This is a genomic window from Thalassobium sp. R2A62 (assembly GCF_000161835.1).
Taxonomy (GTDB): Bacteria; Pseudomonadota; Alphaproteobacteria; order Rhodobacterales; family Rhodobacteraceae; genus Thalassobium.
The window spans coordinates 135,768-154,890 of the sequence record NZ_GG697169.2; the positions used below are offsets into that span (position 1 = coordinate 135,768).

At 55.9% G+C, this 19,123-nt stretch carries 20 protein-coding genes and 1 pseudogene; 9 read left to right on the forward strand and 12 right to left on the reverse strand.

Annotated features, from left to right (window positions below):
- Positions 1 to 582: 582 nt before the first annotated feature.
- Entirely contained in the window at positions 583 to 939 is a 357-nt protein-coding gene (locus tag TR2A62_RS18870; protein ID WP_369699510.1) for an AAA family ATPase, read from the forward strand.
- Here the strand turns inward: TR2A62_RS18870 and TR2A62_RS17905 are convergent.
- Positions 844 to 1,125, reverse strand: a pseudogene (locus TR2A62_RS17905) (transposase); the annotation flags it as partial. The gene TR2A62_RS18870 and the pseudogene TR2A62_RS17905 overlap by 96 nt on opposite strands.
- A gap of 73 nt (positions 1,126 to 1,198) precedes the next feature.
- Between TR2A62_RS17905 and TR2A62_RS00675 the strand changes: the two are divergent.
- Genes TR2A62_RS00675 through TR2A62_RS00685 form a run of 3 tightly spaced genes read left to right on the forward strand, consistent with a single transcriptional unit; the run spans position 1,199 to position 5,193 of the window.
- Positions 1,199 to 1,735 (forward strand): TolC family protein, encoded by a 537-nt coding sequence (locus TR2A62_RS00675; protein WP_190275685.1) that lies wholly within the window; start codon positions 1,199 to 1,201, stop codon positions 1,733 to 1,735.
- Positions 1,732 to 4,023: an ATP-binding cassette domain-containing protein gene (locus TR2A62_RS00680; RefSeq protein ID WP_009159619.1), complete on the forward strand. Its 2,292-nt coding sequence runs from the start codon at positions 1,732 to 1,734 to the stop codon at positions 4,021 to 4,023. The genes TR2A62_RS00675 and TR2A62_RS00680 overlap by 4 nt, the downstream gene beginning before the upstream one ends.
- Positions 4,024 to 5,193 carry an HlyD family efflux transporter periplasmic adaptor subunit gene (locus TR2A62_RS00685; protein ID WP_009160327.1) on the forward strand — a complete coding sequence of 390 codons (1,170 nt, stop codon included), beginning with the start codon at positions 4,024 to 4,026 and terminating at the stop codon, positions 5,191 to 5,193.
- Here the strand turns inward: TR2A62_RS00685 and TR2A62_RS00690 are convergent.
- Genes TR2A62_RS00690 through TR2A62_RS00700 form a run of 3 tightly spaced genes read right to left on the reverse strand, consistent with a single transcriptional unit; the run spans position 5,190 to position 7,106 of the window.
- Complete coding sequence (locus tag TR2A62_RS00690) at positions 5,190 to 6,326, reverse strand: FAD-binding domain-containing protein (RefSeq protein ID WP_009160804.1); 1,137 nt, start codon at positions 6,324 to 6,326, stop codon at positions 5,190 to 5,192. The two genes, TR2A62_RS00685 and TR2A62_RS00690, sit on opposite strands and share 4 nt — an antisense overlap.
- Before the next feature lie 38 nt (positions 6,327 to 6,364).
- Positions 6,365 to 6,781: an SRPBCC domain-containing protein gene (locus tag TR2A62_RS17440; protein WP_009158992.1), complete on the reverse strand. Its 417-nt coding sequence runs from the start codon at positions 6,779 to 6,781 to the stop codon at positions 6,365 to 6,367.
- On the reverse strand, positions 6,759 to 7,106 hold the full coding sequence (locus TR2A62_RS00700; protein WP_040819949.1) for a helix-turn-helix transcriptional regulator: 348 nt from the start codon (positions 7,104 to 7,106) through the stop codon (positions 6,759 to 6,761). The genes TR2A62_RS17440 and TR2A62_RS00700 overlap by 23 nt, the downstream gene beginning before the upstream one ends.
- 132 nt (positions 7,107 to 7,238) lie before the next feature.
- Here TR2A62_RS00700 and TR2A62_RS00705 point away from each other — a divergent pair, with 132 nt between their 5' ends.
- The 5 genes from TR2A62_RS00705 (at position 7,239) to TR2A62_RS00725 (ending at position 10,475) form a co-directional block, all read left to right on the forward strand.
- Positions 7,239 to 7,868 (forward strand): ATP-dependent Clp protease proteolytic subunit, encoded by a 630-nt coding sequence (locus TR2A62_RS00705; RefSeq protein WP_009157352.1) that lies wholly within the window; start codon positions 7,239 to 7,241, stop codon positions 7,866 to 7,868.
- A gap of 134 nt (positions 7,869 to 8,002) precedes the next feature.
- Positions 8,003 to 9,271, forward strand: coding sequence for an ATP-dependent Clp protease ATP-binding subunit ClpX (gene clpX / locus TR2A62_RS00710; protein ID WP_009159622.1), 1,269 nt, complete (start codon positions 8,003 to 8,005; stop codon positions 9,269 to 9,271).
- A 3-nt stretch (positions 9,272 to 9,274) separates the two neighbouring features.
- Positions 9,275 to 9,652, forward strand: coding sequence for a Rid family hydrolase (locus TR2A62_RS00715; protein WP_009159003.1), 378 nt, complete (start codon positions 9,275 to 9,277; stop codon positions 9,650 to 9,652).
- Positions 9,653 to 9,729: 77 nt separating this feature from the next.
- On the forward strand, positions 9,730 to 10,107 hold the full coding sequence (locus TR2A62_RS00720; protein ID WP_009158630.1) for an NADH:ubiquinone oxidoreductase subunit NDUFA12: 378 nt from the start codon (positions 9,730 to 9,732) through the stop codon (positions 10,105 to 10,107).
- A gap of 8 nt (positions 10,108 to 10,115) precedes the next feature.
- Positions 10,116 to 10,475, forward strand: coding sequence for a DUF2155 domain-containing protein (locus TR2A62_RS00725; RefSeq protein WP_009159130.1), 360 nt, complete (start codon positions 10,116 to 10,118; stop codon positions 10,473 to 10,475).
- Here TR2A62_RS00725 and aat read toward each other — a convergent pair.
- The 8 genes from aat to TR2A62_RS00765 all read right to left on the reverse strand — a co-directional run bounded on the left by aat (position 10,442) and on the right by TR2A62_RS00765 (position 19,073).
- Positions 10,442 to 11,089: a leucyl/phenylalanyl-tRNA--protein transferase gene (gene aat / locus TR2A62_RS00730; RefSeq protein ID WP_009157611.1), complete on the reverse strand. Its 648-nt coding sequence runs from the start codon at positions 11,087 to 11,089 to the stop codon at positions 10,442 to 10,444. The two genes, TR2A62_RS00725 and aat, sit on opposite strands and share 34 nt — an antisense overlap.
- A gap of 19 nt (positions 11,090 to 11,108) precedes the next feature.
- Complete coding sequence (accC, locus tag TR2A62_RS00735) at positions 11,109 to 12,455, reverse strand: acetyl-CoA carboxylase biotin carboxylase subunit (RefSeq protein ID WP_009158568.1); 1,347 nt, start codon at positions 12,453 to 12,455, stop codon at positions 11,109 to 11,111.
- Between the two features lie 22 nt (positions 12,456 to 12,477).
- Positions 12,478 to 12,957, reverse strand: coding sequence for an acetyl-CoA carboxylase biotin carboxyl carrier protein (accB, locus tag TR2A62_RS00740; protein ID WP_009158165.1), 480 nt, complete (start codon positions 12,955 to 12,957; stop codon positions 12,478 to 12,480).
- A 263-nt stretch (positions 12,958 to 13,220) separates the two neighbouring features.
- A complete protein-coding gene (acs, locus tag TR2A62_RS00745; protein ID WP_009157992.1) occupies positions 13,221 to 15,170 on the reverse strand; it encodes an acetate--CoA ligase in 1,950 nt (649 codons plus the stop codon).
- Between the two features lie 65 nt (positions 15,171 to 15,235).
- On the reverse strand, positions 15,236 to 15,985 hold the full coding sequence (locus TR2A62_RS00750) for an ABC transporter ATP-binding protein (protein ID WP_009160640.1): 750 nt from the start codon (positions 15,983 to 15,985) through the stop codon (positions 15,236 to 15,238).
- A 76-nt stretch (positions 15,986 to 16,061) separates the two neighbouring features.
- Positions 16,062 to 16,820, reverse strand: a complete 759-nt coding sequence (locus TR2A62_RS00755; RefSeq protein ID WP_009159661.1) for an ABC transporter ATP-binding protein — start codon at positions 16,818 to 16,820, stop codon at positions 16,062 to 16,064.
- 11 nt (positions 16,821 to 16,831) lie between these two features.
- Positions 16,832 to 18,037, reverse strand: a complete 1,206-nt coding sequence (locus TR2A62_RS00760) for a branched-chain amino acid ABC transporter permease (protein WP_009158608.1) — start codon at positions 18,035 to 18,037, stop codon at positions 16,832 to 16,834.
- Positions 18,038 to 18,041: 4 nt separating this feature from the next.
- Positions 18,042 to 19,073, reverse strand: a complete 1,032-nt coding sequence (locus TR2A62_RS00765; protein ID WP_009157532.1) for a branched-chain amino acid ABC transporter permease — start codon at positions 19,071 to 19,073, stop codon at positions 18,042 to 18,044.
- Positions 19,074 to 19,123: the final 50 nt, after the last annotated feature.

The window sequence follows — 19,123 nt, forward strand, 5'->3', positions numbered from 1 at the left end:
GCCGCCTGCCGGATCACGCGGGATGCCATGCTCTGCGGGCGTGTTTTGGTCCTAAGTGATGGGCCGATGATTTGGGCATTGTCCAAACGGCTCGGGGTGCCGCATTTTATGATGACGACTGCGCCCGAGGATATGGATCATGCTGTCGCTCTGGCGCCTCCGAACGATGCTGTTGGCGCGTGGGAGACAAGGGTGCCGGATGGTCTGCACAATCGTGATGCGCAGATCGCTGCTGTGTGCGGATCTTACCAACTAACGCCGGCCCAAGTCGAACGGTCGGTTCGGGGGGGTGGCTATGGTCTGGCGCCGGACCTTTGGCATGCGGCCCAAGCACATGTGTCCAACACGATGGGGCCTTTGGCGGAACGGGTCGAGGCGCGCGCGCGGTGGGATGATTTGATCCTGCCAGTTGCGCAAAAACAGGCCCTGTCGCAGATGACGACGTTTTTGACCCACCGCGGACAAGTGATCGACGATTGGGGATTTGGAGCATCTTCGACACGTGGCTTGGGTATGGCGGCTGTGTTCTTTGGTCCCAGCGGAACAGGAAAAACCACCGCGGCCGAGGCGATCGTCCGTGAGATGGCCCCAGACGGCGGCGGGCCAGTGCCATTGTACCGCGTGAACGTCGCGGGGTTGGTGTCCAAGTATATCGGTGAGAAGGCCAAGAATTTTGCGTGTGTGTTCGAGGCGGTGCGCAGATCTGGGGCGGCTCTGCTTTTTGATGGAGTGGAAGGGCTGTTCGGCAAGCGCACGACGCAGGTCAAGGACAGCAACGACAAACATTCGAACGCCGAGCTGGGGTTCTTGCTGCAATGCCTCGAGGCCTATCCAGGGATTGCGTGCCTCACGCTTCAAGCCCGTGACTTCGCTGGATGTTGCTTGGCGGGTTGTATCGCCAGCCAGACGCTTCTTTCCGGCCTCCATGAAGTCCTTTGACCAATTGTAATACAGGCTCTCGGCAATCTCTTCGCGACGACAAAGCTCAGAGATCGAACTCTCTCCTCGCAAGCCATCTAAAACGATCCGGATCGTCTCTTGCGCAGAGAATTGCCGACGCGTCTTGCGCTTGATCTCTTTAACGTGTTTGTCGGCCGATCCATTCAGCCCTGTCTTCGTTCTCATCTCGTATCATTTCAAGGATTACGATGAACCGAAAACTCTCGTTAAGCAAAACTGCCGCTCTGTCTCAAAGGCCGTGACGAGATACAATGCGGACCCTCTGGATGTCTTGAAGGTCGAAGCTGAGAGCAGCCGTGCTGTTGCCAGTGCGATTGCAGCGCGGGCCGGGTATTTGCCCGGTGTGTCGTTGACTGGTGCCGTAGGCTCGGGCGGCAGCCGTGCAAATATTGGCGTTAGTGCGGACAACGGATATGGTTGGGGCAAAGGTGCCTCTCTCAAAGCGATTGAAGCCGAAGAAGCCGCCGCCGCCGCGCGTGTTGGGCAGTCTCGCGAGGATGCAAACCGCGTCTTGCGGTCGCTCGAGGCGCAGTTGGCCTCGCTCAATACTCAGCAAGGCGAACGCGAGTCTATCGCGGCACAAGCCAAAGCGAATTTCGAGCTCTTTGACGAGCAATACCGCGCTGGTCAGCGCACCGTGATGGATGTGATTTCGGTCTACGAGACGCATCTGGACACACAAGCTGACGCTGCGGTGGTGAAGTATCAAAAAGCGCGTGTGCGTTTGGCGATTGCAAACGAGCGTGGCACGCTTGTTGAAGGAGAACGGATTTGACCGGACCTGTCATCGCCTTTGCTGGAACGACATCAGGTGGCAAAGAAAGCCGCGTCGTTCGATCTGCGAATGCTCAACCTGCAAACACGCAAGCCCTTGCACCTATTGCGAAAATCTCGCCCGAGATCTTGGCCAAGGCTGCGTCGAACAAGGCGGCGAAGCACGGCAAGTCAGGTGGATCACCGTTCACTGCGCGAGCCCGTGGTCGCGCCGAACTGGCCGCGACATATGCTAGTGTTTTGGGTGTGGAATTGCCGGTATCTGACGTCTTGGAAAAGATGGGTGCGGACGCTGACAAAGAAAACCCTGCAAATGCGATTGCTCATGCGCTGACGGCGTTGGGTCTGAGCGCGAATGTTGAAACAGTGGCGCAAGTGTTGCCGCATGATTTCCCAGCACTGGCCTACATGCGTGGTGGCCAGATCGTGTTAGTCTTGGGGCAAGAGGGTGAGCGTCTGTCAATCTATGACAAGGACGCGCCTGATCACCGGACCGAAATCAAACGCGCTGAATTTGAGCCGCATTTCTCGGGGCTTTTGGTCCGCAAGGAAATGTCGGTGACGCAGTTGACGAAAAAGCACGCGAGCAAACTGGGTTCGAACCATTGGTTCTGGGGTGAATTTCCAAAGTTCCGCCGCCAGATCGCAGAAATTACCCTCGGATCCTTTGTTGCGAACATTCTTGCGGTGGCGGTCGCGTTGTTCTCGCTGCAGGTCTATGATCGCGTGATCCCGCATCAGTCGACTTCGACGTTGTGGGTCTTGGCCGTTGGTGCCGGACTTGCGATTTTGATGGAGAGCTTTCTCAAAATGAGCCGTGCGCGCATTTTGGATGGGGCGGGCCGCAAGATTGAATTGAGCGTTCAGGCCCTGTTGATGGATCGGTTGCTGGGCATGCGTGGTGGCCAAAAAGGTCAGACACCAAGCGGGCTGTTCAACGCGATGCGCGAGTTCGGCTCGGTGGGTGAATTCTTTATGGCTTCGACGATTGGCAGCCTGACGGACCTTCCGTTTATTGTCTTGTTTCTTGCTCTTGTGGTATCGATTGCGGGCCCAATTGTATGGGTATTGGTCATCGGCGGATTGCTGATGGTGATCCCATCGTTCTTTTTGCAAAAGAAGATGATCAAGCTGACACAGCAAACCCAAGGCGCATCGGCTAAGTCATCGCGTCTGCTGCACGAAGCAATCTACGACGCCGACACGGTTAAATCCCAGCGTGGCGAGGACCGTTTCAAGCGTCTTTGGGGAGAGCTGACAGCATTGTCGTCACTGGCAAGTGCCGAGCAGCGCAAACTGGCATCGTTTCTGCAGTTCTGGAGCCAAGGCGTCCAACAGGCGACCTATGTAACGGCTGTTGTTTGCGGCACGTTCCTTGTGTTCCAAGGGCAATTCACAATCGGTTCGATCATCGCGGTTGGTATTCTGACATCACGGACACTGGCGCCGCTGACACAGCTGGCGCGTACGCTCGCACGCTGGTCGAATGTTAAGGCCGCGCTGGAAGCGTTGGATCAGGTCGCAAGCTCTGAGCAAGATTTGCAAGAAGACCGCACATACCTGCGCCGCGAGAGCCTAGATGGATCGTTTGAGATCCGCGAGATGACGTATCGCTATGATGATGATGATGCAGCGACATTGGATATCCCAGGTATCCGGATCATGCCGGGTCAACGGATTGCGATCTTGGGCTCTAATGGTTCAGGCAAATCGACGCTGCTGAAATTGCTGAGCTGTCTTTATACGCCGTCAACAGGACGCGTGTTGGTTGACGGTGTTGATATGAACCAGTTGCACAGCCGCGATCTGCGTCGTGGGATTGGCTACCTGTCCCAAGAGGTGCGTCTGTTCAGCGGAACACTGCGCGACAACTTGAACCTCAATACGCTAGAGCGGAATGACGACCGTATGCTCCAAGCGCTTGATTTCGCGGGTCTCGGCCCGTTTGTGCGAGGCCACGCCAAGGGACTGGATTTGGAAATCCGGGACGGCGGCGAAGGCATGAGCATCGGCCAACGCCAGTCTATCGGTTGGGCGCGCCTATGGTTGCAAGACCCCAAGATTTGCCTGCTGGATGAACCAACCGCGGCCTTGGACCAAGCGCTGGAGAGCGCCTTGGTCGGTCGTTTGGACAAATGGCTCAAAGGCCGGACAGCGGTGATTGCCACACACCGTGTGCCGATCTTGGAGCTGACAGAACGGACATTGATTTTGCAAAACGGGCGCATGTCCGTTGACGGGCCGCGTGATGATGTATTGGCCCATTTCAAACAAAGAAAGAGCGCGTAAATGGCCACGGTAGATGCAGAGTTGAACGATGAAATGCGCGGGTCGTCGATGACGATCTGGCTGGTGCGCGCGACTGTGTTCATCTTTATCGCGTGGGCCGCCTTTGCATGGATCGACGAGATTGTTCGTGCGGATGGTGAGATCGTCAGTTCGTCACGCCCGGAGATCATACAGAACCTCGAAGATGGTATTCTGGCTGAAATGATGGTGTCCGAGGGTGACATTGTATTGCCCGGTGATGTTCTTGCGCGTCTAGAAAGTACACGCTTTCAAACAGCGGCCAACGACATTCAGGACCAGATCTACAGTTTGGACATTCGCCGTTTGCGGCTTGAGGCCGAGCTGGAAGGCCAATTTGATTTTATCGTGCCGAACGAATTGTCTACACGTCAGCCGGCTATCGTGGCGTCTGAGCGTGCGTTGTTGAACGCGCGGCAGTCGGACTATGATAGCAAGGTGCGCGGCGCCAAGGGTATCCTGACAGAGGCTCGCTGCGAATTGGACCTGATGGAAGACATGCTGAACCGCGAGGTCGTGGCGCTGATCGAAGTGACCTGCGCGCGCAAAGCCCACTCAGATGCTGAGATCAAATTCAACGAGATCATCACAAAGACCGAACTAGAGCGGGCAGGCAGCTACTCTGACACGCCCAAAGAGCTCGCGACTTTGCGCCAAGATGCGCGGATTGCACAGGATCAGCTGTCGCGGACGTTGATCACGTCGCCAATGCGCGGGATTGTTAACAACCTAGGTGTGACGACAATCGGCGGTGTTGTGCGTCCGGGCGAAGAGATTTTCCAGATCATCCCAATGGATGAAGAGCTGTTTGTCGAGGCGCAGGTCAAGCCAGAAGATATCGCAAACGTCGTGCGCGGGCAGGATGCAACGATCAAGCTAAGCGCCTATGATTATACGATCTATGGATCGCTCAAAGGTGCTGTTCATCTGATTTCTGGGGACACGTTCAAAGACGAGCGTAAGCCGGATGGCGATCCGCATTACAAAGTGACCCTGCGCGTTGATCTGAGCCAACTGACAGATCGTCAGCAGATGATTGATATCCGTTCAGGGATGCTGGCGTCCGTCGAATTGCATACAGGTGAGCGGACAGTTCTGCGGTACCTGACGCGGCCGCTGTACAAATCCCGCGAGGCGTTGCGCGAGCCTTAAAGCTGGCTGAGCAGTTTCGGAATCTTATCTTTGAAGCGAAAGAACCCGTGCGTCGCGTGTGGCCACGCCGCGTTATCGTAGGGCCGGATAATCTGGACCAAAGGTAAACCACCCAACGCGTCTCGGGTCGGACCGACCGGAATATACGGTGTTGCGATTTGTTCGATGCCGTTGGCTGTGGCCCACTCACGTACCTGTTCCGTTGTGGCCAAGGGGGCGGCGATTTCAGACAGTGCCTGTTCCACGAATTGTATGACGTTTGGTGCGGGGGCAAGAGGGCTTCGATATTCAGTTGTCTGGACCGTCTCCGTTGCAATCAGGTTTGGAAGGCGTTGGGCCAGCCAATCTGTCGACATGTCATCTTCGGTGATTAAGAGGCCCGTGCGTTTTGCGGGATCAAGGGTACTTGACGTCGGGGCTGGGCCGCGGGCACGGGGCGGAGTGCCGTCCACGGGAAATGCGTGGGTGGCGAGCTCTTTGGGCCGAAAGCGTCCTCCGGTGTATTTGGTGATGTTGTCTGGTCGTGCGAGGTAGGTTTTCCCGATTGTCTGCAGTCCGGCAACCCAACGCCACGACAGTGTGTTCGATGCCGCGTCCCCATCAAGAAGGTGGCGCAGAAAGAAATCAGCGCCCAGCGACCATGGCAGCCGCAGCGTGAAAATCCAGATCGAGGCGAACCACATCCGCGAATGGTTGTGCAAGTAACCAGTGGCGGCCAAGTCCTGTGCCCAATGGTCAAAGCACTCGATGCCCGTGCGTCCCAAACAGGCGTCTTCCCACGCCGTGCGTAGCCCTGATTGTGTTTGCACGTCATTCCATGCCTGATCTCGCTCAACAACGTAGTCGTCCCAGACCGAGGGACGCAGTTCCAGCCACCCCTTCCAATAAGTGCGCCAGAACACCTCTTGGATAAACTTTTCAGCGTCCGCGTCGGAGTGGTTTTCTCGCACAGAGGCTAGCACCTCGGGTTCGGTGAGCATGCGGTGACGGATATAGGGCGAAAGCGCAGAAACGCCCGCCGCATCCGGTCTGTCAAAGTTGCGATCTCGCGCATAGGCACGGCCAGCGCCTGGTGCAAAAGCATGAAGACGGGTCAGAGCCGCTGCACGGGTCGGAGGGAATGAGAGTGTCATGAGCCTGAGATGTTGCGGGGCGGCCCGCAATCAACCCCTCAGGCGGCTGTTTTTTGCGCCCAAGTCCCAGTCCAGCGTTGGGTCGCGTCTGGAGTGCTAAGAGATTCGAACCCGTCATGGACGAGATCAACCTGTTTGCCGCCGATCCCTTGGGTAAAGGTCACGCTGACGGTCGTCACGGCAGTCTCGTCGCGATCCAAATACCAATCAACAGACAGCCGGTGCCCCGGTGTCCAATCCGTGATGGTGCCCGATTTTGCAATACTGCCGTCGGCACGCGTCTCAGTAATTGCCCCGCCGAGTTCAGGCTCGAGCGAGAGGCTGCTGGGGGCGTGACTGACATTTGCCGAACCCGTCTGCGGCCACCACAGTGATAGATCGCGGGTAAAGATCGTAAAGGCGCACATTGGTGTTTGAGAGACCGTGACGGTTTTACGGATCGGATTGCGTGTCATCGTCGTCTCCTGCAAGGGCGGTGGCGTGGACTGCAAAAGCGTCTAGCGCATCCGTCCACAGACTATCGAGATAGGAGCGGATCGCGGCAATTCCATCGGGTGCGATCGAATATAGCCTGCGGGTTCCGTGCGGCGTGACCGTTAGCAAGCCAGCATCAGAGAGCACGCGCAGGTGTTGTGAAACGGCGGGGCGGGTCACGGGGAGGTCATTGGCCAGCGCACTGACCGCCAGCGGCCCCTCGCGCAGCGCATTCATGATCGCGCGACGTGTTGGATCAGCAAGTGCTGTGATCGCCATTTCTGGGGTTGCAGATGTGTTAGTCATGACTTACGGTTAGTTAGGGCTTACGTTTTTGTCAAGAAAAACCGGATGCCCTTGAAGCACCCCAGAGCCAGCACTAAGGTTCTTTTAACCAAACCGGACTACCGTCCCCTAAGTTATGAATTGGCAGGCCAAATGAACGATCCAGTAGAAACCTATATGAACCTTGTTCCCATGGTGGTCGAGCAGACCAGCCGTGGTGAGCGCGCTTATGATATTTTCAGCCGCTTGCTGAAAGAACGGATCATCTTTCTGAATGGTCCTGTGCATGACGGTATGAGCCAATTGATCGTGGCGCAGCTGCTGCACCTCGAAGCCGAGAACCCGAGCAAAGAAATCAGCATGTACATCAATTCGCCCGGTGGTGTGGTGACGTCTGGTTTGTCGATCTACGACACGATGCAGTACATCAAACCAAAGGTGTCGACACTCGTGATTGGTCAGGCGGCTTCTATGGGATCGCTGTTGTTGACTGCTGGCGAAAAAGGGATGCGTTTCTCGCTGCCCAACAGTCGCGTCATGGTTCACCAGCCGTCCGGCGGGTACCAGGGGCAGGCGACGGATATCATGATCCACGCCGCTGAGACGCAAAAGCTCAAAGATCGGTTGAATTCGATCTATGTGCGCCACACAGGCCAGACCTTGAAAAAGGTTGAAGCCGCTCTGGAGCGGGACAATTTCATGTCTGCCGAGGATGCAAAAGACTGGGGTTTGATCGACGAGATTGTCGAGAACCGCAACAAAGAAGATGACGCAAAAGACTAAACAAATTGTTCCCCGTGCAACAGGGTTTGGATGGGGCACATTTTGGCGTTGTAGACAGTTTCGGGCTGCCATAGTGTTGTATCACGGGCAGCCCGAATGCATGAAAATGGGCCAAACGCCCTTCGAGGATTGAGATGGCAAACAACTCTAGCGGTGACAGCAAAAACACCCTGTACTGCAGCTTTTGTGGCAAGAGCCAGCATGAGGTGCGCAAGCTAATTGCGGGACCGACTGTGTTCATCTGTGATGAGTGCGTCGAGTTGTGCATGGATATCATCCGCGAAGAGACTAAAACAGCAGGTCTCAAGGCCGCAGATGGTGTGCCGACGCCCAAAGAAATTTGCGAAGTTTTGGATGACTATGTGATCGGTCAGTCGCACGCGAAACGCGTTCTGTCTGTCGCGGTCCATAACCACTACAAACGCTTGAACCACGCAGCGAAATCTGGCGGCGATATTGAGCTGGCGAAATCCAACATCATGCTCGTTGGCCCGACCGGTTGCGGCAAGACGCTTCTCGCTCAGACGCTTGCGCGGATTCTGGATGTTCCGTTTACGATGGCTGATGCCACAACTCTTACCGAAGCCGGTTATGTGGGCGAGGATGTCGAGAATATCATCCTCAAACTGCTCCAAGCCTCTGAGTACAATGTCGAGCGTGCACAACGTGGCATCGTCTACATCGACGAAGTCGACAAGATCACGCGCAAGTCGGACAATCCATCGATCACACGTGACGTTTCGGGCGAAGGTGTTCAGCAGGCGTTGCTCAAGATCATGGAAGGCACGGTTGCCAGTGTTCCACCGCAAGGTGGCCGGAAGCATCCGCAGCAGGAATTCCTGCAAGTTGATACAACCAATATCTTGTTCATCGTTGGCGGTGCGTTCGCTGGACTGGACAAAATCATTGCCCAACGTGGCAAAGGCTCGGCAATGGGCTTTGGCGCGGATGTGCGCGAAAAGAACGACAAGGGTATCGGCGAGCTGTTTCTCGATCTCGAGCCTGAAGATCTGCTGAAGTTTGGTTTGATCCCTGAATTCGTCGGACGTTTGCCCGTTCTCGCGACATTGCAGGACCTCGACGAAGACGCGCTGATCACGATCCTGACCGAGCCAAAGAATGCTTTGGTCAAACAGTACCAACGTCTGTTCGAGCTGGAAGAAACGGCGCTGACCTTTACCGATGACGCGCTGACGGCAATTGCCCGCCGCGCGATCGAGCGGAAAACTGGTGCACGTGGCCTGCGTTCGATCCTCGAGGATATCTTGCTTGAGACGATGTTCGATCTTCCTGGTATGGACAGCGTGACCGAAGTTGTTGTGAACGAAGAGGCTGTGACCTCGGACGCGCAACCACTGATGATCCACGGAGAGGCGGATAAAGAAACCGCCGAAGCTGGTTAACTGATGAAGCGTATTCATTCAGGCGGAGCATTCGAAGCCAAGATTGGCTATTGCCGCGCAGTTGTCGCAGGCGATTGGGTCCATGTGGCCGGGACTGTATCCGCACCGGCGGCAGAAACGGGTGAGCCGCCCACTGACGTCGTTGCGCAATGCGAAAGCGCGTTGGCAATCATCAAAGCCGCACTTGCTGAAGCCGGTGCAGGGCTTGGTGACGTGGTCCGCGTAAACTATTACCTTCCGACCGCTGCAGATTTTGAAGCGTGCTGGCCTGCTTTGCGCGCTGCGTTTGGGGATGCGCCACCGGCAGCGACAATGGTCGAGTGCGGCTTGATCGATCCGAAATATAAAATCGAAATCGAAGCGACCGCCTATATCGGATAGGCGGTTTGCCGCGCTGGGGCTGGACGCGCATCGCGGGATGCGGCATAGCAGTCTTACGATACTTCAGGAGCACGGACATGGGTCTGAAAACATCAATTCTTCGCGCTTTGACATGGTGGCATGGCTCGACCTTTGGCACCCAGCTGTTCACATGGCGCAATGGTAGCAAGGTTGGCGAAGATGACGCTGGCAACGTGTTCTACGAATATGGCGCGCGCCGCTGGGTGATCTTTAACGGAGAGCCAGAAGCAAGCCGCGTAAGCCCTGATTGGCATGGCTGGCTACACCACACCTATGACACGCCTCCGACTGATGCGCCGTTTGCCCACAAAGAGTGGGAAAAGCCGCACCAAGAGAACCTGACTGGCACCGCGATGGCCTATGCGCCCCAAGGGTCGATCCGTCGTGCGTCCCCAGCACTTCGACGCGACTACGAGGCGTGGACCCCCGAATAGGAGCCCTTATGGCCCGTTTCGTATCAGCTATGATCCTTCTATGCGCCTTGGCAGCACCTGTTGGTGCGCAACAAGTCACCGCAGGATCGGGCGCTATGTTGCGTATACTGGACAAGATTACTGGGCGTGTCGCCGATGTTGAGCTCGACACCGGTGGAACAGCGCGTCAGGGTCGATTGTCCGTCACGCTGGCTGAATGTCGATATCCATCTGGAAACCGGTCTGGCAACGCTTATGCGTTGCTCACTGTTATAGAAGCGGGCACGCCTGATCCGGTATTTCGTGGCTGGATGATTGCATCTGCACCTGCGTTGAACGCGATGGAACATCCGCGCTACGACGTTTGGGTCATGCGCTGCAAGAGCTGATCTGGGGTTGAAACAGCCGCATTCGTGTCAAAATCTGCCTCTATTTCAATCGCTTCTGCCAAATACCTGCGATACGTCCCGCGGGGAATTTCGATGGCGCCGAGGCTCGACAGATGGTCCGTGATGAACTGTGTGTCGAACAAAACAAATCCACTGCTGCGCAACTTGTCGATCAAATAGGCGAGCGCGATCTTGGACGCATTGGTGCGGGTTGAGAACATGCTCTCGCCAAAGAACGCGGCACCGATTGTGACCCCGTAGACGCCACCGACCAACCGCTGTTCGTCCCAGACTTCGACAGAATGGGCAAACCCGGCATCGGCGAGTGCCGCATAGAGACGGGTGATAGGGCCATTGATCCATGTCTCTTCTCGGTCGGCGCAGCCAGCGACGACACTGGAAAAATCCGTGTCAAACGTGATGCGAAACGGGGACGTCCGGATTGCGCGCCGCAGCGAGCGTGAGATGCGAAACCCATCCAAGGGAAACACACCACGTTTGCGCGGATCGACCCAAAACACCTCGTCAGTGTCGCGCCCCTCGGACATGGGAAAAATGCCGTTGGAGTAGGCGCGCAACAACAGCTCTGGGGTTAGGCCCTGAGATGGTGTCATCAGAATGCCCGCCCGCGCATTAGTTTAGATTGTGCTCCAACCAGTGTTCCAGCCAGTGAATGTTATAGTTACCGCTGTGCACGTCTGGATCAGCGAGCAATGCGTGGAACAATGGTACGGTGGTGTCGACACCATCGACGATCAATTCGCCCAAGGCACGGGCCAAACGGGCCAATGCTTCTGGTCGATCACGTCCATGTACGATCAGTTTGCCAATCAGGCTGTCGTAGTATGGAGGGATCGAATATCCATCGTACAGTGCGCTATCCATCCGCACACCAAGACCGCCAGGTGCATGATATTGCGTGATTTTTCCGGGGCAGGGTGCAAAGTTCGGCAGCTTTTCAGCATTGATCCGAACCTCGATGGCATGACCGTTGATCTCGAGATCGTCTTGGGTAAAGGACATGTCCATCCCAGAGGCGACACGGATCTGTTCACGCACCAGATCTTGTCCAAAGATGGCTTCTGTTACAGGGTGCTCGACCTGCAAACGGGTGTTCATTTCGATGAAGTAGAACTCGCCATTCTCATAGAGAAACTCGATTGTGCCAGCGCCGATATAGTTGATGTTCGCAACAGCGTCGGCGCAGATTTTACCAATCTTGGCACGCGTTTCGGGGTCAATTGAGGGGCCAGGAGCCTCTTCAAAAACCTTTTGGTGACGCCGTTGCAGCGAACAATCGCGTTCGCCCAAATGCACGGCTTTGCCTTTGCCGTCGCCAAAGACTTGGATTTCGATGTGGCGCGGGGTCGTCAGGTATTTTTCAATATAGACTTCATCGTTGCCAAAGTTCGACTTGCCTTCGGCACGGGCTGTCTGGAATGCGCTTTCCATGTCAGCAGCTGTTTGAGCGACTTTCATGCCTTTGCCGCCACCACCAGCGGTTGCTTTGATGATGACGGGATAGCCAACGTCTTCGCCGATACGCTTGGCATCTTCGAGAGTGGGCACCCCACCGTCCGAGCCCGGCACGCAAGGAACGCCAAGACGCTTCATCGTGTCCTTGGCCGAAATTTTGTCGCCCATCACGCGGATATGCTCGGCCGTTGGGCCGATAAATGTCAGGTCGTGGTCTTGGACGATCTGAACAAAGTTCGCGTTCTCGGACAGGAAGCCATAGCCCGGGTGGATCGCCTGCGCGCCGGTGATTTCGCACGCCGAGATGATCGCAGGGATTGAAAGATAGCTATCGGTGCCGCGGGCAGGCCCGATGCAGACGCTTTCGTCAGCCATGCGTACGTGCATCGCGTCGGCGTCAGCAGTTGAGTGTACCGCGACTGATTTGATACCCATTTCGCGGGCCGCACGAATGACGCGCAGAGCAATTTCACCACGGTTGGCGATCAGGATTTTGTCGAACATGTCAGACCCCAAGTGGTTGGTATTATTCAACAATAACGAGTGGCGTGCCGAACTCGACCGGTGCGCCATCTTCGACCAAGATACGTTTGATCGTACCAGATTTTGGTGCAGGGATGTGGTTCATCGTCTTCATGGCTTCGACGATCAAGATGGTATCACCTTCGTTGATCTGGGCGCCGACAGTCGCAAAGGCGGGCGCGCCGGGCTCGGGGGCCATGTAGACGGTTCCGACCATCGGAGACGTCACCGCACCTGGATGCGACGCTGGGTCTGCGGCTGGCTCGGCTGCGGCAGGCGCGGCGACAGGGGCCGCCGCGGCCGGTGCAGCGGCAACTTGGGTTACGATCTGTTGTGGCTGTTGGCGGCTCACACGCACGTTCAGCGTATCGTTTTCGCCGTAGTCACGTTTGACCTGCAATTCGGTCAGATCGTTCTCGCGCAGGACTGCGGCCAGCGCTTGGATGAAATCAACGTCGCTGTCAGCTTGGTTTTTTTTGGTCATGATGTTTCAGCCCGTCTATTTGTCTTGTTTTTTGGTGCCTTGTCGCAAGGCATAGCACCGGTTCCCACCAGCACCATAGATCAAGGGTGACGTAGTGGAAAGGCAGCACTGTTGCAATGTTCGGCACCATATTTTGCAGGATATTGGGCCGATAACGGCCAACAGACGCTGATTTCCGGCCCAAGGGTGATGGGTTGGCTGTCGTTCATGCAAAAAGAGCGCCCCGATTGGGACGCTCTTTTGCAAAAGATATGTGTGTATGATCAGCTGCGGTTCATGCGGTTTTCGATCAGATCATCAACCACCGATGGATCAGCGAGCGTCGATGTATCGCCCAATGCACCAAAGTCATTTTCAGCGATTTTGCGCAGGATCCGGCGCATGATTTTACCCGAACGTGTTTTCGGCAGCCCAGGGGCCCACTGGATCAAGTCGGGTTTGGCGATCGGGCCGATTTCAGAACGGACCCAAACCTCTAGCTCTTTGCGCAGCTCTTCTGTTGGCTCTTCGCCGCCCATCAGCGTGACATAGGCATAGATGCCCTGACCCTTGATGTCGTGGGGATAGCCGACAACCGCGCTTTCGGCGACTTTCGGGTGGGCAACGAGGGCGGATTCGACTTCGGCTGTACCCATGCGGTGGCCCGAGACGTTGATGACGTCGTCAACACGGCCTGTGATCCAATAGTCGCCATCGGCGTCGCGGCGGCATCCGTCACCGGTAAAGTAGTAGCCTTTGTAGTCGGCAAAATAGGTCTTCATGAATCGCTCGTGATCACCCCAGACGGTACGCATTTGAGCAGGCCAGCTGTCTTTGATGCAGAGCACGCCTTCGGCAGCGGTTTCAGTGATTTCTTCGCCTGTTGTCGGCTCGAGGATCACGGGCTGGATGCCAAAGAACGGTTTGGTGGCCGAACCGGGCTTTGTCGTCGTTGCGCCGGGTAGGGGCGTCAGCAGGTGACCACCTGTTTCGGTCTGCCACCACGTGTCAACGATTGGGCAACGGCCGCCGCCCACAACGTCGTTATACCAGTTCCAAGCCTCGGGGTTGATTGGCTCGCCCACTGTGCCCAAGAGCTTGAGCGATGAGAGGTCTGATCCGGTGACAAAGTCGTCGCCTTGCCCCATCAACGCGCGTATCGCGGTTGGTGCTGTATAGAATTGGTTTACCTTGTGCTTCTCGCAGACCTGCCAAAAGCGGCTGGCGTCTGGGTACGTCGGTACACCCTCAAACATAACAGTCGTCGCACCGTTGGCGAGGGGGCCATAGACGATATAGCTGTGGCCTGTGACCCAGCCCACGTCCGCGGTGCACCAGAAGATATCGCCGTCGTGATAATCGAATGTGTACTGATGCGTCATCGAGGCATAGACGATATATCCACCGGTCGAGTGAACGACGCCCTTGGGCATGCCCGTTGATCCAGAGGTGTAGAGGATGAAGAGTGGATCCTCTGCGTTCATCTCGGTTGGCTCGCAGGTGTCAGAGACTGTTGCGGAAACTTCGTGCAACCAGTGATCCCGACCATCGACCATTGGGACGTCGCCGCCAGTGCGCTGAACCACGAGCATTTTTGCGCCAACAGTAATTTTCTCGAATGCTGTATCGGCGTTGGTTTTGAGCGGTGTGTTCTTGCCGCCTCGCGGTGCCTCGTCTGCCGTGATGACCACCTTGGCCTCAGAGCCATTCACACGAGCGGCGAGCGCGTCCGCCGAAAAGCCAGCAAAGACGATGGAATGGATCGCACCAATGCGCGCGGATGCCAGCATGGCATAGGCCGCTTCGGGGATCATTGGCATGTATATGACGACGCGGTCGCCTTTGCCGACACCCAGTTCTTTGAGCACGTTGGCGAATTTGGAAACTTCGGCGTGCAGCTGGTTGTAAGTGATGTGTTTGGCGTCTTCAGCTGGGCTATCGGGTTCCCAAATGATCGCTGTCTGGTCGCCGCGTGTCGCGAGATGGCGATCGATGCAGTTGGCACTGACGTTCAGGCTGCCGTCTTCATACCACTTTATGTCGACCTTGCCGAACTCATACGTCGTGTTCTTGACGGCTGAATAGGGCTTGATCCAATCGATCCGTTTACCATGTTCGCCCCAGAACGCTGCGGGATCAGCAATAGAAGCGTCGTACATCTCTTGGTACTTTGCGGCATCGGCATGGGCGTTCGCGGCAAAGTCAGCGGTAGGGGCATAGGTTTTGGCAGTCATGGTTATAGGTCCCGATTGGTCTAGGGCAGGGGGAATAGGCGAGGTCGAGCCTCGCTTATACCAATTTAGATTGCGAGGTATTCGGCCCGCAATTTTTCATCTTCGAGCACTTCTTTGGCCGAGCCGTCATAGACGACCGTGCCGGTGTCGAGGATCACAGCGCGATCCGCAAGCTTGAGTGCCGCGACCGCGTTCTGTTCAACGATAATCGTTGTGATGCCTTGGTCGCGAATGATTTCGAGCGTCTTGGCGATCTCTTGAACAATAACGGGGGCCAGACCCTCGTAGGGCTCGTCCAGCAGCAGCACCTTAATGTCGCGGCACAATGCGCGGGCAATCGAAAGCATTTGTTGCTCACCACCAGAGAGGGTCACACCTTCTTGCTTGCGGCGCTCTTTCAGTCTTGGGAACAACTCATAGACCCGCTCGAGGCTCCAACCAATGGGTGGTGCGATTTGTGCGAGCTGCAAGTTTTCCTCAACGGTGAGGCCTGGAATAATCCGGCGATCTTCGGGCACCAACGCGATGCCGTTTGTCGCGGCTTCGTGGCTGGCCATTTTGTGCAACGGTTTGTGATCGAGCCAAATCTCACCGTGCTTTAGCTGGGGATCACCCATCCGGGCAATTGTACGCAAGGTCGAGGTTTTGCCAGCGCCGTTACGGCCCAACAACGCGAGAATTTCGCCCTCGTGGATGTTAAAGCTTACGCCTTGAACAATATAGCTTTCACCATAGTAGGCTTGGATGTCCCAGACCGAAAGAAAGGCCGGATGTGTCGCGGCGTTGTTCTGGCGTTTGTCGAATGAGGAGTTCATAGCGCGTCCTTTTGTTCGAGGCCCACGTTCCGAACCAAGACGATGCAGGTGCATGCCTTGGTCCAAAGTGTGGGGATCAGATCTGTGCTTCGCCCAAGTAGGCTTCGCGCACTTTTGGGTGGCCTTTGATGTTTTCTGGCGTCTCTTCGACCAGGGGCGTTCCTTGGGCCAGAACGGTGATCCGTTCGGCCAAAGAGAACACAACGTGCATGTCATGCTCAATGATCGCCATGGTGATGTTGCGCTTTTCATTGATCTCTTTGAGCAGATCGATGGTGTTGTTGGTGTCAGCACGGGCCATACCGGCGGTCGGTTCGTCCAACAATAGAAGGCGCGGTTCTTGGACCAAACACATTGCCATCTCGAGGCGACGTTTGTCACCGCGCGACATCGAGGCTGCGTGCATGTTGCGCTTGTCCAGCATGTTCACGTCATCGAGGATCGTTTCGGCCATGAGCCGGATGTCCTTTTGCGAACTGACCGATCCAATCGCGTTCAATTCAAACGCGCCGTCCCGTTTGGCAAAACAAGGGATCATCACGTTTTCCATAACGGTGAGATCTGCAAAAATCTCGGGCGTTTGGAACACGCGCGAAATGCCCATCTGGTTGATCTCGTGCGGCTTGCGCCCCAGTACGGACTGACCGTCGAACATGACCGAACCCGTGTCAGGGATCAGTTTTCCGACCAGCACGTTCAGCAGGGTGGATTTACCCGCGCCGTTCGGACCGATGATGGCGTGTACGGTGTTCTCGGGGATGGAAAGGTTCACATCACCGAGGGCCTGCAACCCGCCAAAGCGTTTGTTGACGCCTTTTACTTCAAGGATACCCATTCTTCTGTTCCTTATTCCGCGGGTTTCGTATCGCCAGCAGCGTCTTGGTTCTTTTTACCGAACCGTTTGCTGAGACGTTTGCCAAGCTCAACCAGACCACCAGGAAGGAAGATGATCACAGCCATGAACATCAGACCCAGCGTGAGGTGCCAGCCTTTACCAATGAACGGATAGATGATCGCCACGATAAAGTTTTCCAGACCGTCTGGCAGGAAGGCGAACCATTCGTGCAACAGCGACGAGTTGATCTTGGAGAAGATGTTCTCGAAGTACTTGATGAGACCTGCGCCCAGAACCGGACCGATCAAGGTGCCGATACCGCCAAGGATCGTCATGAGTACGACCTCGCCTGATGCAGTCCACTGCATCCGTTCTGCGCCAACCTGTGGGTCCATTGCTGCCATCAGGCCGCCAGCCAGACCCGCATACATCCCAGAGATGACAAAGCATGTCAGCATGTAGGGGCGTGTGTTAAGGCCAGTATAGCTCATCCGGTGTTGGTTTGATTTCACAGCCTTGAGCATCAAGCCAAAGGGGGAGCGGAAGATCCGGATCGCGATATAGAATGCAACCAGCATCATGACGCCGCACAGGTAGTAGCCCCAGTTGAACGTCCATTCCCAGCCACCAACAGGCACCTTAAAGCTGGACGACATCTCGATGCCAAAGAGCGATGGTTTCGGAATGTTACCATCCACCGACGAGCCACCACCCAAAAACTCGGGGAAGATCCGGGGGTCGTTTAGGTTTGTTTGCAGACCGGTCTCACCACCTGTGATCGGTGTCAGAACCGAAGCCGCCAGTGCAAAGGCCATCTGCGCAAAGGCCAAGGTCAGGATCGAAAAGTAGATCCCCGAGCGGCGCAGCGAAATCCAACCAATGGCCAGCGCGATAACACCGGCAACAACTGTCGACAGGATGATCGCTGGGATCACGTTGATCGACAAGAGTTTCATCATCCACATGCCAGCATAGCTGCCTGCGCCCAAGAAGGCGGCGTGACCAAACGAGAGGTAGCCGGTGAGACCGAAGAGGATGTTGAAGCCGATGGCAAAGATACCAAAGATAACAAATCGCTGCATCAGGTCAGGATAGCCCGCGTTGAACTGGGCCATTGCCGAGTCTTCCGGGAAGGGGTTCAGGATGATGGGCGCAAGTGCGACCATCACTGCGACGATCAGCAAAAGCCGTGCGTCTTTTTTGTCTAGTCCGAACATTGGCTTAGTCCTCCATCACGCCTTTGCGACCCATCAGGCCACGAGGGCGGGTCAACAAGATGATGATTGCTGCAAGATAAATAACGACTTGGTTGATGCCGGGCAGGAATTCGATGACTTCGCGCATCGAGGCAAAGCTTTCGAGAATACCCAGAACAAATCCGGCGAGTACCGCGCCAGGCAAAGAGCCCATGCCGCCCACAACAACCACAACAAAGGAGATCACGAGGAAATCCATACCCATGTGATAGTTGGGCGAGTTGATCGGCGTATACATAACGCCCGCCAGACCTGCGACGGCAGCGGCGATACCAAACATGATGGTAAAGCGGCGGTCGATGTTGATGCCCAAGAGGCCAACAGTTTCACGGTCAGCCATACCGGCACGTACAACCATGCCGAATGTGGTAAAGCGCAGGAATGCAAACACGGCACCGATCAGGATCATCGCAAAGCAGAAGTAAACGATGCGCCAGTAGGGGTAGATGATCGCGCCCGCTTTGGCTCCAAAGGCCGCACCAAAGTCGAATGACCCAGTAAAGGCTTCGGGTGCAGGGGCAGGGATCTGGTTTGCGCCAAAGTAGTATTTGATGATCTCTTGCAAAACGATCGCCAAGCCAAAGGTCACGAGGATCTGATCCGCGTGGGGGCGATTGTAGAAATGCTTGATCAAGCCACGTTCCATGATGACACCGATGGAAATCATGATCGGAATGGCAAAGATGATCGAGAGCGGAACCGCCCAATCAATGATCGCAGCACCGGTCGCTTCCCCGAACCAGTCATAGAGGTAGGGTATTTCAACTTTGAGCGGGTTGCCCAAAAAGTCGGTGCGCGTCTCGTCGATGACGGTGCGGCTGATGCCCAACAAACGTGAGAGTGTGACGGTGCAAAATGCACCCAGCATGAACAGTGCACCATGTGCAAAGTTGACAACGCCCAGCGTGCCAAAAATCAAGGTAAGTCCCAACGCGATCAAGGCATAGGCGCTGCCTTTATCAAGTCCGTTCAGGATTTGCAGGATGATCTGGTCCATTGCGGTCCCCACGATCGAAAGGTTGAATTTTTAGGTGTGATGCCACAATG

Excerpts from the sequence above, each read along its gene's own strand:
- acs (WP_009157992.1), bottom strand. The coding sequence starts at position 15,170 with ATGACTGCCAAAACCTATGCCCCTACCGCTGACTTTGCCGCGAACGCC.
- TR2A62_RS00700 (WP_040819949.1), bottom strand. The coding sequence starts at position 7,106 with ATGACTAACACATCTGCAACCCCAGAAATGGCGATCACAGCACTTGCT.
- aat (WP_009157611.1), bottom strand. The coding sequence starts at position 11,089 with ATGACACCATCTCAGGGCCTAACCCCAGAGCTGTTGTTGCGCGCCTAC.
- TR2A62_RS00755 (WP_009159661.1), bottom strand. The coding sequence starts at position 16,820 with ATGGGTATCCTTGAAGTAAAAGGCGTCAACAAACGCTTTGGCGGGTTG.
- clpX (WP_009159622.1), top strand. The coding sequence starts at position 8,003 with ATGGCAAACAACTCTAGCGGTGACAGCAAAAACACCCTGTACTGCAGC.
- accB (WP_009158165.1), bottom strand. The coding sequence starts at position 12,957 with ATGACCAAAAAAAACCAAGCTGACAGCGACGTTGATTTCATCCAAGCG.
- TR2A62_RS00690 (WP_009160804.1), bottom strand. The coding sequence starts at position 6,326 with ATGACACTCTCATTCCCTCCGACCCGTGCAGCGGCTCTGACCCGTCTT.
- TR2A62_RS00760 (WP_009158608.1), bottom strand. The coding sequence starts at position 18,037 with ATGTTCGGACTAGACAAAAAAGACGCACGGCTTTTGCTGATCGTCGCA.
- TR2A62_RS00685 (WP_009160327.1), top strand. The coding sequence starts at position 4,024 with ATGGCCACGGTAGATGCAGAGTTGAACGATGAAATGCGCGGGTCGTCG.
- TR2A62_RS00705 (WP_009157352.1), top strand. The coding sequence starts at position 7,239 with ATGAACGATCCAGTAGAAACCTATATGAACCTTGTTCCCATGGTGGTC.
- accC (WP_009158568.1), bottom strand. The coding sequence starts at position 12,455 with ATGTTCGACAAAATCCTGATCGCCAACCGTGGTGAAATTGCTCTGCGC.
- TR2A62_RS00725 (WP_009159130.1), top strand. The coding sequence starts at position 10,116 with ATGGCCCGTTTCGTATCAGCTATGATCCTTCTATGCGCCTTGGCAGCA.
- TR2A62_RS00715 (WP_009159003.1), top strand. The coding sequence starts at position 9,275 with ATGAAGCGTATTCATTCAGGCGGAGCATTCGAAGCCAAGATTGGCTAT.
- TR2A62_RS18870 (WP_369699510.1), top strand. The coding sequence starts at position 583 with ATGGCCCCAGACGGCGGCGGGCCAGTGCCATTGTACCGCGTGAACGTC.
- TR2A62_RS00750 (WP_009160640.1), bottom strand. The coding sequence starts at position 15,985 with ATGAACTCCTCATTCGACAAACGCCAGAACAACGCCGCGACACATCCG.
- TR2A62_RS00720 (WP_009158630.1), top strand. The coding sequence starts at position 9,730 with ATGGGTCTGAAAACATCAATTCTTCGCGCTTTGACATGGTGGCATGGC.
- TR2A62_RS00765 (WP_009157532.1), bottom strand. The coding sequence starts at position 19,073 with ATGGACCAGATCATCCTGCAAATCCTGAACGGACTTGATAAAGGCAGC.
- TR2A62_RS17440 (WP_009158992.1), bottom strand. The coding sequence starts at position 6,781 with ATGACACGCAATCCGATCCGTAAAACCGTCACGGTCTCTCAAACACCA.